Origin of the sequence: Frateuria soli (genome assembly GCF_021117385.1) — a bacterium.
Classification (GTDB): domain Bacteria; phylum Pseudomonadota; class Gammaproteobacteria; order Xanthomonadales; family Rhodanobacteraceae; genus Frateuria_A; species Frateuria_A soli.
The window spans coordinates 1466028-1478601 of record NZ_CP088252.1; the positions used below are offsets into that span (position 1 = coordinate 1466028).

Below are 12574 nucleotides of genomic sequence, written 5' to 3' on the forward strand. Positions count from 1 at the left end.
GCTGCTCCTCCAGGACTCCGAACGCATGACGGACGGGGCGTCGCGTCCAAATCCACTCCGCGCAATTTGTCCGCGACGGCACCCAGGTTTTCGCCTGCCTTCAAAGAACGGGCGGCGTGCTCCACTGCAGGGCCTTCCGCTCGGAACGGTCGATTTCGATCGCGGCGCGCAGGAAGGTAAGCACCGAGTGCACCCTGCCCTGCTTCACCAGCTCCGCCGCGGTAAGCCCGTCCAGTACCGCGAGTGGCACGCTGCGGTACCAAGCCAAGGCTTCCACCGGATCGGGTTCCAGCGCCGCGGCCAATCGCAGCACGGCGAGGGTCTCCCTCTGTGCGTCGTCCACCGTCGACGGAGCGCGTCGCTGCTGGGTTGCCGGCTGCGATTTCGCTGCCAGCCAGACCACTGATGCTGATCGCATGGCACACCTCCTGCGAATCGCTTCGCGGCTATGTTGGTGGGTACGCACGAAAGCGAATCCTGGATGCATGCCACTCGTAGCCCGGCAGCGCCCGAAATTACTCAAGTGGGCAACTTTCGAAAGGCGATGGCCAAGCGATTCCAGCCGTTGATCGCGACGATCAGCAGCCCCGTGAGCTACTCCAGGGAGAAACGGCCGCACACGGACGACCAAGCGCTGTCCGGGAGTTGCTCCTGGCTGACCCGCGTCACCGGCTCGATCCACTCCCTTGGCGCACGCTCGCGTTCGCTGAAGCGCGGCGGCTCGCGCCAGGCACTCAGCGTGGCAAGGCGGCGTTCGTCCGCCACATTGGGATCCCACCCGGCACACATTGCATCACCATCCGCCTTCCGACCCTATGGCGGCATCTTCCCGGGAGTGACTCGCCGTGCGTGCCGGCGACAATGCACTGCCGTCCGACACGCCCCGGCGCTCTCAGTCGCGCACCGGCATGGCAGAGGCCCACTCCTTCCGGGAGGCCGGCTCGCCGTCAATCGCTTCGTGTATCGTCCGTGAGTTACCCAGTGTCTGGAGCAACGACTTGGGACCTTCGAACGGTCGCCCGCCGATATGCCAGCCGTCCGGGTGCAACTCCTCGATCAGAACCCAGACCACCTCACGGAAGGCTTCCGACCCTTCAAAACGGACCATCACGTCCGAGAGGGCCTTGGCCATCTCGTGCTTCTCTTGCGAGGAAAAAACGCCTTCGACCAGTTTGACGTTAACGAATGGCATGGTTCGATTCCTCCAGCGTTATCAGAAGACGACGTTCAAACGGCATCGTCCATGACGATCGCTTCCATCGAGTGTCGGGGCTTGCGTGGTCTGCAACGACTCGGCTCAGGGGCAAATTGATCGCCGCTGTGCAGATGGCCCGAGCTGACGCGTCCATGGCGTCTCCCACACCCTTGGAGGCCGTTGTAGACCAAGCGGATGAAGAATGCCGGGGATGAGCGAGCCGCCCCACTTCGCGTCATAGGCCGCAGTGGGCTTCGCCGCGATAACTGCATCCAGGCTCTTGCCCTCCCCTATCGATCGGGTAGGTGGCCGTGCGCGGGTGGGCGATGATTTGCGCACCCGCGTCATGCAGCCAGGCGTTGCCATCGGAATGATCCCAGTGCCAGTGGGTGTCGACGACATGCTTGGCGGCCGCGGGTCCCAAGTCTGCCAGTGCGCGCGACAACCAGTCCTTCGACACCGCAATGCCGGCATCGACCTTCGATCACCGCGATCACGCCGCGCAAGGGGATCACCCTGGTGTCCGACCGCTCTGCTTCGGTGTTGATCCTGTCGACATGGCGAGCAGCAAACCGGAGGCCGCGAGGACCGCCTTCGAACGGAAACGGAGAGGTGCGCAGACATACCGTCGGTCCTCAGGATCGGATGAACGCGAGCAGGTCGTTGTTGAGACGATCGCGGTGGGTGTCCGTGAGTCCGTGCGGGGCGCCTTCGTACACGAGCAGCTTGTTGTCCTTGATCAGCTTCGTGCCCTGGCGCGCGGACGCGACGATCGGAACGACCTGGTCGGCGTCGCCGTGCACGATCAGCGTGGGGATATCGAATTTCTTGAGGTCTTCAGTGAGATCGGTCTCGGAGAACACCTTGATGCACTCGTACGTGGCCTTGTAGCCGCACTGCATCCCCTGTAGCCACCAGAAGTCGATCAGGCCCTGGTCGGGTTGGGCGCCCGGCTTGTTGAACCCGTAGAACGGTCCACTCGGGATATCGCGGAAGAACTTCGAGCGGTTTTCCAGGAACGCCTTGCGCAATCCATCGAAGGCTTCGATCGGCGTTCCGAGCGGGTTGTTCTCGGTCTTCAGCATCAGCGGCGGGATGGCCGAGACCAGCACCGCTTTCTTCAAGCGCCGGGTGCCATGACGTCCGATGTAGCGCGCCACCTCACCGCCGCCGGTCGAGAAGCCGACCATCGTTGCGTCCCTGACGTCCAGATGATCCAGCAACTGCGCCAGGTCGTCGGCATAGGTGTCCATGTCGTTGCCATCGGAGGGCTGGGCAGAACGCCCGTGCCCGCGACGATCATGCGCGATGGCCCGATAGCCATGGGACGCGAAGTAGAACATCTGCGCTTCCCAGCTGTCCGAGGACAACGGCCAGCCGTGGCTGAAGGTGATGATGGGGCCTTTGCCCCAATCCTTGTAGTAGATCTCCGTGCCGTCTTTCGTGGTGAATGTGCCCATGGTCTTGCTCCAGGAAGTGGGAGATGGGGGTGCCGCCGCGACACCCGAGGGCTGTGGCCGGTAACAGCCGGCGAGCGGGAGAAGTAAACCGATGGACGCAGCGCCGGTGCCAAGCAGGAAGGCGCGGCGGCGCTCATCGACGAGATCTGTGAATGGCATGGGTCGATTCCTCCAATACACGGTTGCCCTCAAACCGCCACGTCGATCACGATCTTCCCGACCGCGTCTCGTGACTCGATCGCCTCGTGCGCTTCTGCGACCGCATCCATGCCGAAGCGACGGCCGTCGATGCGCGGCACCAGGTGGCCGGCTTCAGCCAGCCGCGTTGCCTCGCGCAGGATCGCGCCGTGGTGCTCGCGACCCTGGCCAGTGAGCATCGGCAGCAGCGAGAAGACACCCGAATAGGTCGCGGCTCGAAACGAGAGCGGCGCAAGCAGGTGCGCGCCCCAGCCAAGACAGCTGACCACGTGACCAAAGCGCCGGACGGCTTGAAACGATGCGTCCAGGGTGGCACCGCCCACCGTGTCGTAGACGATGTCGAAGCCCAGGCCGGCCGTGTGATCGGCAACGTACTCGGCGACGCTCGACTGACCGTAATCGATCGCGGTCGCGCCCAGTTGCTCGATTGCCCTCTGGGAGGCGGCAGAACCAGTGGCGAAGACCTCCGCGCCAAAGGAACGGGCGATCTGTATGGCCATCCAGCCGACGCCGCCCGCGCCTCCCTGCACCAGCACCTTCTCGCGCGCCGTGACGCCGGCGCGATCGACCAGGCCTTCCCAGGCGGTGATGAAGACGAGCGGGAGCGCGGCAGCTTCGCGCATGCCGAAGTTCACCGGTATGGGCGCGAGCAGATCGGCGTCCACGGCGGCATATTCGGCCAGCGAGCCCTGCAGCCCGCCCACGCCGCCGGTGAGGCCGTAGACCCGGTCGCCCACCGCGAACGCCGTGACGCCTGCGCCCACGCCTTCGACGACGCCCGCCAGGTCCATGCCCAGCACGGCGGGCAGCGGATGCTTTGCATGCGGGGCGTTGCCACGGCGGATCTTGGTATCGAGGGGGTTGGCGCCGCTCGCCTCGATTCGCACCAGCACCTGGCCGGCGCCGGGTACGGGCCGGTCGAGCGTGACGAGCCGGAAGGGTGCATCGGCGCGGTCGACCAGAAGTGCACGCATTTGGGTCGCAGCCATGATTTCCACCGGGCGTCGGAGCGCATCGAACGGCTTGATCGTGGGGTGCACACTACGTCCGGCCGGCGGCAGGCAGCCAGACAATTGCTGTGAATTGTGGTGAATCAGGAGAGACGACACGCTAAAGAGCGAGGGTCCCTCAGGACATGGCGTCGATCAGCGCCTTCGCGGCTTTCAGGTCGCCCGTCGCGAGGCCTTCGTCGAACCGCCCATAGATGGCCGCCAGAGCATCCCTCGCCTCTTCGTGGCGGCCCTGCAGGCAGCGCAACCGGGCAAGGCTCGTGGCCGTGCGCAGTTCCCATGCAAGCGCGCGTTGCCGTCGGGCGTGCTCAAGCGAACGCTCGAAGAGCACCTCGGCCTGCGCAGGCTGCGCGTCCCGGCCCTTCTGCAGCAATTCACCCTTGATGCGCAGCAGTTCGGCGATACACCAGAGCTCTTCCCGTTGCCGGCAAAGTTGCAAGGCCTCATCGATCGCGCGCCGCCCAGGTGCGACCTGCCCCGCGCCGACCAGCCCCAAGGCGAGGATGCCCAGCAACCCGCTGTGGAAGAAGGCGAAGCGGACCTGGCGAAGATCGACCAGGCATCCGGCAAGCAGGGGAAGTCCGGCGTCGAGCTCGCCGAGCGTCACCTTGAGCGCCGCGTTCCAGCACTCCCCGAGCACTCTCCAGGGAGTGAGCGCGTACCTGCCCGCCTCTTCGAGCAGTTCGGCCACCGCTGCCTCGGCCATCGACCATTCCCCCGTCAACATCGCCAGCGGACAGGCTGACTGGGCGAGCACATCGCACAGCGATATGGCATGCCCGCCTGCGCGGGCCTCCTCGACGCTTTGATGGACTTGCTGCATCGCTCGCTCGGGAAACCCCTGGAGCCACAATATCTGCGCCAGCACCGCGCGAGCGCCCAGCGGCTGGTTGAACCTGAAGCGGATGCTGTCGGCGGGTTTGGCCGTGGCCGCTTCGTAGCGAAGCGACCGTTCGATATGCCCGCGCGCCTTCGCGCCTTGCCCGATGAAATGCAGCGGAACCCCGATCAGGCGGTCGCCAAGGGCAAGGTCCGACGGCGATTGGGCATGCATACGAAACTCGCGCGCGGTGCCCAGCGCCGCGCGGTACTCGCCCAGCCCGATGTGGCAGAACCACAGACCCCACAGGGTCTCGAGCTGGAATTCCCGATCCCCGAGGGTCTGGGCGATGTCTCTCGCCTTTGCCCAGGCCGCCGACGCCTGCGGCGCGAGCCCCATCGTGAAGGTCTGCGACAATCCCAGCGCAGCGTAGAGCTGCATGACGTGTCGGGCATGAACGCTACGGTTGGCGGCCCCGGCCTCGAGTGCATGCCCGACCCTGTTGCGACACTCGTCGGTCGAGGACAGCTGGAACCACAAGGGAATGGCGGCCACCGTGAGCGAAATGCCAACCGCAGCGTCCCCCGAAGGCGAAAAGGCCCAGTCCAGCGCGAGCCGTACGTTGTCGACCTCCAGTCGATAGCAACCGAGCCACTCGCCGGACGCGCGCGTCTGCCACTCGGCCAGCGAACGCGCGAAGATGTCGCTGAAGCATTGGGCGTGGCGGCGCCGGATGTCCGCGAGCTCACCGCTTTGCGTGAGTTTCGCGAGGGCATAGGCACGCGTCGTATCAAGCAACCGGAAGCGGGAGCGCGGCGCGGCCGTATCCACGGCGACGAGCGATTTGTCGATCAGTTCGGCGAGGACTTCCGGAACGTCCTGCTCGGCGACGTTGTCACCCGCAGCCACCAGGCAGGCGGACTCCAGCGTAAAGCCGCCCGCGAAAGCGCCGAGGCGACGGAACACGGCGCGCTGTGCGTCCGCGAGCAGCGCGTGGCTCCAGTCCAGTGCAGCCGCAAGGGTCTGGTGCCTGGGCAAGGCGGTCCGGCGCGCGCCCACCAGGACCCGGAAACAATCGCCCAGGCGCTCGGCGACCCCGCGCATTCCGAACGCGCTCACGCGTGCCGCCGCCAGCTCGATCGCCAGAGCGATGCCGTCGAGCTGGCGGCAGATATCGGCGGCGACAGGCGCGTCGTCATCGCTGAGGCGGAAGCCATCCATGCTCGACGCCACCCGCTCCACGAAAAGCTCCACCGCGGAAAACCGGAGCGCCGAGGCCGCGGTCAGGCCTGGAGCCAGCGGTGGCGTTTCCAGCGGGGACAAGCGATGGTGGATTCCTCGACGACCCGTTTTGGCCAGGCGCGCGCGATCAGCTGCTCCTTCGTGACCAGCTCGCCCGGTTGCTCCACCAGGGCCATCAGGATGCTGAATGCACGATCGCCTAGCGGTACAGGCCTGCCCTCCCTGAGCAGCAGCTGGCGCTCGGGGTAAAGGCTGAAGGAGCCGAACGTTATCGTGCGGCCGTCCAGGTGATCCGTTGCATGCATGTGCATTCTGGGACCCGGCGTGTGGCTGAAAGCGCGGATTCGCGCCAACCCACAAGTGAGCTTGCCCGAGGATCGAAAAATCGGAACCGACGTCGCAGCTCTCAGCTGCGAGAACATGCCCTCAATACCGGGGATGTGAACCAACCGCGGTTAAGTTTTCCGGAACTATTCGTTTTTTCGTGCGGGAGGCAGTTCGTCGTGGCATGACGCTACAACCTGACCGCCTTCCCCAGCGTTCGGCTTCTCCAACTCGGGGCGGCCGTTTGGCCAGGCTGATCCTCTACGGTCCAGCCGACTTGGCCCATCGACCTTACCTGATCGGCGCGAGCCAGTCGGATCCCGAAGAAGCAGCATCACTTACACCAGCTCCGCATCGATGCGCTCAATCTGCCCGCCCGGGCTCACCGTGCAGCCAAGACCCATCGCGCGCGGCGCCACCGTGGAGAGGCCCGATGTAACCGTCACGACCTTCCAGCGAATTTCAATCGGCCTACACGCAAGGGAGCGCACCCTCGCGCTCCCCCTCACGCAGGAGAAGAACCATGAAGATGCACGCATCCCCCCGCATGTTGAGCTCTCTGGCCCTTGCGCTCCTCTTCGCCACCGGCGGCGCCGCCTGGGCGCAGAGCACGACGCCGACCGATACCGGTCAGAACCCCGACACCATGGGCAGCATGCATGCCGGGCACGGCAATATGCAGGGCATGATGGGTCGCGGGAACATGATGGGCATGCATGCCATGCCGGCAACCGTCGATTCCGTCGATCAACAGACGGGCATGGTCGAGGTGACTGCCGAAGGGATGAAATTGAAGTTGCACTTCCCGCCCTCCGCCCTCGCCAACCTCAAGGCGGGCGACAAGATCACGGTGCACATGGGCTTCAGCAAGCCCTGAGCCCTGGTGAACCCGCCTCCAGAGTTGAGGAGGCGGGTTCGTATCGCTACGCTGGTCGACATGACCGCTTCGCTTCGTCCCTTCGCCCGTTCCCGCGCTCTTCGCGCCCTGGGACTGATGGGCTGGCTGATGCTGGTCATCTCCTCGCTGGCCGCCGCGCCAGCAGGCATGGGACAGATCCACGAGCCTCCGATGCAGGCCGCGACCGCCATGGCCGACGGGTCGTCCCAAGGCCTGGCTCATGACGATCACGCCCATGCGTCCTCGCACGACTGCTGTGATCAGCATGGTGACGACCCCGGCAGCGTCAGCGGACAGGCCTGCGGCTGCGTCGGGATGTGCGCCAGCGCGGTGCCACCCATGGCCCCCGGTGTGCTGATGGCTTCATGGGTTTCCGGGGGTTACGCCCAGCCGCTTCGCCTGCGTGCACCTTCCGCACCGGTCTCCCCTCCCCTGCGCCCACCTTCCGTCTGATTCTCTCCCCGCTAGACCCCATGCGTGCGTAGGGCGCCCGGTGCGTCAAACGCGGCACCGATCGCGCGAACGCCGCGAAGCTTGGCATTTGGAGAGTTCATGAAGTCCCGCATTCCCCCTGCCGCGACCGACCTGTCGCGGCGGCGTTTCGTCCAGGGCGTAGCCCTGGGAGGCGCCGTGGCCGGCCTGGGCCTGCTCCGCCCTGGCAGGGTCTGGGCCCTGACCAGCCCGGGCCAGCCCACCGTGCTCGCCGGCACCGATTTCCATCTCGAGGTAGCCGAGACACCCGTCAACTACACGGGCGCAGCGCGCCTGGCCACGACCGTCAATGGCAGCGTGCCGGGGCCGCTCCTGCGCTGGAAGGAAGGCACCACGGTCGCCTTGCGCGTCACCAACCGCCTTCGCGTGCCCACCTCGATCCACTGGCACGGCATCGTCCTGCCCTTCCAGATGGATGGCGTGCCCGGCATCTCGTTCGACGGCATCGCGCCCGGGGAGACCTTCGTCTACCGCTTCGCGGTGCGCCAGTCGGGCACCTACTGGTACCACTCGCATTCGGGCTTCCAGGAACAGACGGGCCTGTTCGGCCCGCTCGTGATCGAGCCGGCCGGCCCCGAGCGCTATCCGACCGACCGCGATTACGTGGTCATGCTCAACGACTGGACGGACGAGGATCCCGAGCGCATCTACGTCAGGCTCAAGAAGCAGAGCGACTACTACAACTTCCACCAGCCGACCGCGCCGGACTTCCTCCGCGACGCGCGCCGGATGGGCCTGGGCGAGGCCCTGGCCCGGCGCAGGATGTGGAACCGGATGCGCATGAATCCGACCGACCTGTCGGACGTTGGCGGCCATACCTACACGTACCTGATGAACGGCCAGGCGCCGGCCGGCAATTGGACGGGGCTGTTCAAGCCGGGTGAGAAGATCCGCCTGCGCTTCATCAACGGCTCCGCCTCCACCATCTTCGACGTGCGCATTCCAGGCCTGAAGATGACGGTGATCTCGGCCGATGGCCAGGACGTGGCGCCCGTGCCAGTGGACGAGTTCCGGATCTCCGTGGCCGAAACCTACGATGTGGTCGTGGAGCCGCAGGACGAGCGCGCCTACACGTTGTTCGCACAGGCGATCGATCGCACGGGCTACGCCCGCGGCACCCTGGCCCCACGCGAGGGCATGGAGGCGGACGTCCCGGCCGTCGACCCGCGCGTGTGGCTGAGCATGAAGGACATGATGGGTGCGATGCCCATGGGCGCCGCCGGTCATGGCGACCATCAGCAGGGCGCGATGCACGAGATGCTCGGCGAGGCGGCGGGCGGCATGCCGGGCATGGACATGTCCGGCACGCGTGGGCCAGGCGCAATGACCGCGGACGGCACGTTCCGGGTCCGCCACGCCCGTACCGAATACGGGCCGGGCGTTGACATGCGCGTCGACATGCCCCGCACCAGCCTGGACGATCCGGGCGTGGGCCTGCGCGACAACGGGCGGCGGGTGCTGACCTACGCGGACCTGCGCTCGCTGGACGGCCCGATCGACCCCCGCGAGCCCGAGCGCGAGATCGAACTGCACCTGACGGGCAACATGGAACGCTTCATGTGGTCGTTCGACGGCCAGAAGTTCTCCGAGGCGAAACCCGTGCACTTCAACTTCGGCGAGCGCCTGCGCATCGTCCTGGTCAACGACACCATGATGAACCACCCGATCCACCTGCACGGCATGTTCAGCGAGCTGGAAGATCCGCAGGGTCGGTTCATCGCCCGGAAACACACCGTCAACGTGCAGCCGGCACAGCGGATCAGCTACCGGGTGACCGCCGACAATCCAGGACGCTGGGCCTACCACTGCCACCTGATGTACCACATGGAGGCGGGCATGTTCCGCGAGGTGGTGGTGTCATGAGGCGCTTCCCTCGTTTCCGCTTGTTGACGAGCCTGGCGCTGGCCGCGGCCTTGCTTGCGTCGATGCCGCTTGCCGGCCGCGCACAGACGGCTCCCGCCCCGACCTCCAGCACACCCATGGACGCCATGCCGAACATGGACGACGGCAGCATGGAAGGCATGGCGATGCCGGCCACAGCCGGCACGGTGATGCCGGCTGCGCCCGCTGCGAAGGTTGCGCCTTCATCCATGCATCACGGGCACCGGATGGGCCCGACCGCCGCTCCCGCGGCAGCCCCGAATCCGCCGACGGCTGAAAAGACGGACGCGACCCATCAGGTCTCACCGCCGGATGCCATGCAGGTAACGCGAAGCATGGACCATGGTGCGATGCAGGGCATGGACCATGGTGCGATGCAGGGCATGGACCATGGCGCGATGCAGGGCATGGACCATGGTGCGATGCAGGGCATGGACCACGACTCGATGCAGGGCATGGATCATGGTGCGATGCAGGGCATGGATCATGGTGCGATGCAGGGCATGGATCATGGCGCGATGCAGGGCATGGACCACGACTCGATGCAGGGCATGGATCATGGTGCGATGCAGGGCATGGATCATGGCGCGATGCGGGGCATGGACCACGACTCGATGCGGGGCATGGACCATGGCGCGATGCAGGGCATGGACCATGGCTCCATGCGTGAGACGGATCACGGCTCCATGCGGAACATGGATCACGACCCGACACCGGGGAAATCGACGGGCATGGAGATGGGCCCGATGCAAGGCGGCAGCCCTCCCGCGGACGCGCGCGATCCGGACTACTCGGCGGGCGTGGGCCTCGGACCCTCCCACGGGCTGGACATGGCGATGGAAGACAATCCGCGCCTCACCAAGGTGATGTTGAACCAGCTGGAAGCCTTCCACGGCAAGGACAGCAGCGGCCAGCGCTGGGAGGCGGAGGGCTGGTACGGCAACGACTACGACAAACTCTGGTTGCGCACCGAAGGCGAGCGCACCGGTGGTGCTTTGGAGAGCGGCGATCTGGAGGTGCTCTGGAGCCATGCCGTCGCCAGTTTCTGGAACACGCAGTCGGGCGTGCGCGCCGATGCCGGACGCGGCCCGGATCGGACCTGGGCGGCCTTCGGCATCCAGGGACTGGCGCCGTACTGGTTCGAGACGGAAGCGACCGGTTATGTGGGGCCTGCCGGTCGTACGGCGGCGCGGGTGCGGATCGAGTACGAACTGCTCCTCACGCAGCGCCTGATCCTCCAGCCGGAACTGGAAGCCAACCTCTACGGCAGGAGCGACCCTGCCCGCCGCCTGGGCGCCGGCTTGTCCGACGCCGAGTTCGGCCTGCGGTTACGCTACGAAATCCGACGCGAGTTCGCGCCCTACATCGGCGTCGTCTGGACGCGTCGCTTCGGTGGCACCGCCGACTTCGCACGGGCCGAGGGCGAGGGCATCTTCGACCGGCAATGGGTGGCCGGTTTCCGTATCTGGTTCTGACGGAGGCATCCGTGAAACAGCATCTCAAGCACTACATCATCGCCGTCGTCGCGGTGTTGGCGTTCCTGATCGTCGCGGGCCTCGCCTTCGTCTATTCGGGGCTCTACGACATCGGCGCGGACGCTCACCACACGCGCCCGGTTTACTCGCTGCTGGAGACTCTGCGCGAGCGCTCGATCCATGTCCGCTCGGACGATATCCAGGTCCCCAACCTCGAGGACCCGCAGCTCATCCTCAAGGGTGCTGGCCAGTACGCTGCGATGTGCACCGACTGCCACCTCAAGCCGGGCGCGGGCGATTCGGAAATCCGTCCCGGTCTCTATCCGCAGCCCCCCAAGCTCTCGCAGGTCCGCGTGGCTCCAAAGGAGGCCTTCTGGGTCATCAAGCACGGCATCAAGATGAGCGCCATGCCGGCCTGGGGCACCAGCCATGACGACGAGACGATCTGGAGCATGGTCGCCTTCCTGCAGAAGCTGCCCGACATGACGCCGCAGCAGTACCGGGACATGGTCGCCAAGGCGCCGCCGGACGAGGACATGGAGATGAGCGATGGCGACGGTGGCCACCATCACAACCATGGCGGTGACGATGCCGGAGGGCACCACCACGCCGAGGACGGCAGCACGGTCGGCTCCAGCCAGGATGATGGTCACGGTCACGCGGACGCGTCCGCCGATACCCGAACCGGGTCGAGGGACGGGTATACGCCCGGAGCCGCGCCCGCTGCGGAAGCGGCAGCACGGGCCTTCCACAGCGCGCTGGAACAGGGCGATCGGGCGGCCGTGCTGGGTCTGCTGACTCCGGATGCCACCATCAGCGAAGCCGGCCAGACGCAATCACCGGAGGATTACGCGGCGCACCACCTGGGTGAGGACCTGGCCTTCCTGAAGGAGGCCGAGGTGACGCCGCTGTGGATGGGATCCATGCCCATGGGCGATACCGCCATGGTCGCCAGCGACAGCCGGATCGTTACGACCGACCACGGCAAGCCGATCGCGATCCGCAGCACGGAGCGTCTGACGCTGGAGAAGAATCGCTCGGCGTGGAAGATCTCTGCGGTGCATTGGCAGTCCGTGCCCGAGGAGATGCCGCAATGATGTCGCTCAAGCGCCTGTTGGGTGGCCTGGTGCTCGGTTGGGGCCTGGTCGCCCTGCCCGCCTTCGCAACCCAGACCGCCGAGGTCTACCGCGATCCGTCGTGCGGCTGCTGCGAGGCCTGGATCGCCTACCTGAAAAGCCACGGCTTCGCACCCGTCGTCCACGACGAGGCCGTCATGCCCGCGGTAAAGGCGCGGCTGGGCGTGCCGGATCGAGCCGCCTCCTGTCACACGGCGGTCGTGGGCGGCTACGTCATTGAAGGCCATGTGCCAGTCGAGGACATCCGCCGCCTGCTCGCCGAACGGCCTCGCGCCCGGGGTCTTGCGGCCCCGGGCATGCCCATGGGGTCGCCCGGCATGGAGATGGGGCCACCGCAGCGCTACACCGTGGTGCTGATCGGACCGGATGGCAGCACCCGGCCATTCGCAACCCATGGACCGGCAACCTGATTGCGGCCCCAAGCCGATGCCAGTGAAGCATCC

General features: G+C 66.3%; 13 protein-coding genes. 6 read left to right on the plus strand and 7 right to left on the minus strand.

The window, feature by feature from the left end; all coding sequences use genetic code 11:
- Nucleotides 1-100 precede the first annotated feature (100 nt).
- The 7 genes from LQ771_RS06775 to LQ771_RS06805 form a co-directional block, all read right to left on the minus strand.
- The gene (locus LQ771_RS06775) at nucleotides 101-418 is read right to left on the minus strand and encodes a hypothetical protein (protein WP_231351947.1); all 318 of its coding nucleotides are present in this window, start codon (nucleotides 416-418) and stop codon (nucleotides 101-103) included.
- A 176-nt stretch (nucleotides 419-594) separates the two neighbouring features.
- Entirely contained in the window at nucleotides 595-765 is a 171-nt protein-coding gene (locus LQ771_RS06780) for a carboxymuconolactone decarboxylase family protein (protein WP_231351585.1), read from the minus strand.
- 127 nt (nucleotides 766-892) lie between these two features.
- A complete protein-coding gene (locus tag LQ771_RS06785; protein WP_231351586.1) occupies nucleotides 893-1192 on the minus strand; it encodes a tautomerase family protein in 300 nt (99 codons plus the stop codon).
- A 638-nt stretch (nucleotides 1193-1830) separates the two neighbouring features.
- Entirely contained in the window at nucleotides 1831-2655 is an 825-nt protein-coding gene (locus LQ771_RS06790; protein ID WP_231351867.1) for an alpha/beta fold hydrolase, read from the minus strand.
- Nucleotides 2656-2843: 188 nt separating this feature from the next.
- Nucleotides 2844-3893 carry a zinc-dependent alcohol dehydrogenase family protein gene (locus LQ771_RS06795; protein ID WP_231351587.1) on the minus strand — a complete coding sequence of 350 codons (1050 nt, stop codon included), beginning with the start codon at nucleotides 3891-3893 and terminating at the stop codon, nucleotides 2844-2846.
- Nucleotides 3894-3981: 88 nt separating this feature from the next.
- Entirely contained in the window at nucleotides 3982-6006 is a 2025-nt protein-coding gene (locus LQ771_RS06800) for an ATP-binding protein (RefSeq protein ID WP_231351588.1), read from the minus strand.
- Nucleotides 5967-6347, minus strand: coding sequence for a winged helix-turn-helix domain-containing protein (locus LQ771_RS06805; protein WP_231351589.1), 381 nt, complete (start codon nucleotides 6345-6347; stop codon nucleotides 5967-5969). Before LQ771_RS06805 ends, LQ771_RS06800 begins: the two co-directional genes overlap by 40 nt.
- 425 nt (nucleotides 6348-6772) lie before the next feature.
- Here LQ771_RS06805 and LQ771_RS06810 point away from each other — a divergent pair, with 425 nt between their 5' ends.
- From LQ771_RS06810 to LQ771_RS06835, 6 genes are all read left to right on the plus strand, one after another.
- Nucleotides 6773-7126 carry a hypothetical protein gene (locus LQ771_RS06810; RefSeq protein ID WP_231351590.1) on the plus strand — a complete coding sequence of 118 codons (354 nt, stop codon included), beginning with the start codon at nucleotides 6773-6775 and terminating at the stop codon, nucleotides 7124-7126.
- 60 nt (nucleotides 7127-7186) lie between these two features.
- Entirely contained in the window at nucleotides 7187-7600 is a 414-nt protein-coding gene (locus tag LQ771_RS06815) for a hypothetical protein (protein ID WP_231351591.1), read from the plus strand.
- Between the two features lie 99 nt (nucleotides 7601-7699).
- On the plus strand, nucleotides 7700-9502 hold the full coding sequence (locus tag LQ771_RS06820; RefSeq protein ID WP_231351592.1) for a copper resistance system multicopper oxidase: 1803 nt from the start codon (nucleotides 7700-7702) through the stop codon (nucleotides 9500-9502).
- 353 nt (nucleotides 9503-9855) lie between these two features.
- A complete protein-coding gene (locus LQ771_RS06825; RefSeq protein WP_231351593.1) occupies nucleotides 9856-10995 on the plus strand; it encodes a copper resistance protein B in 1140 nt (379 codons plus the stop codon).
- An 11-nt stretch (nucleotides 10996-11006) separates the two neighbouring features.
- Nucleotides 11007-12092: a c-type cytochrome gene (locus LQ771_RS06830; RefSeq protein WP_231351594.1), complete on the plus strand. Its 1086-nt coding sequence runs from the start codon at nucleotides 11007-11009 to the stop codon at nucleotides 12090-12092.
- Nucleotides 12092-12541, plus strand: a complete 450-nt coding sequence (locus tag LQ771_RS06835) for a DUF411 domain-containing protein (RefSeq protein ID WP_231351868.1) — start codon at nucleotides 12092-12094, stop codon at nucleotides 12539-12541. Before LQ771_RS06830 ends, LQ771_RS06835 begins: the two co-directional genes overlap by 1 nt.
- The last annotated feature ends 33 nt before the right edge of the window (nucleotides 12542-12574 follow it).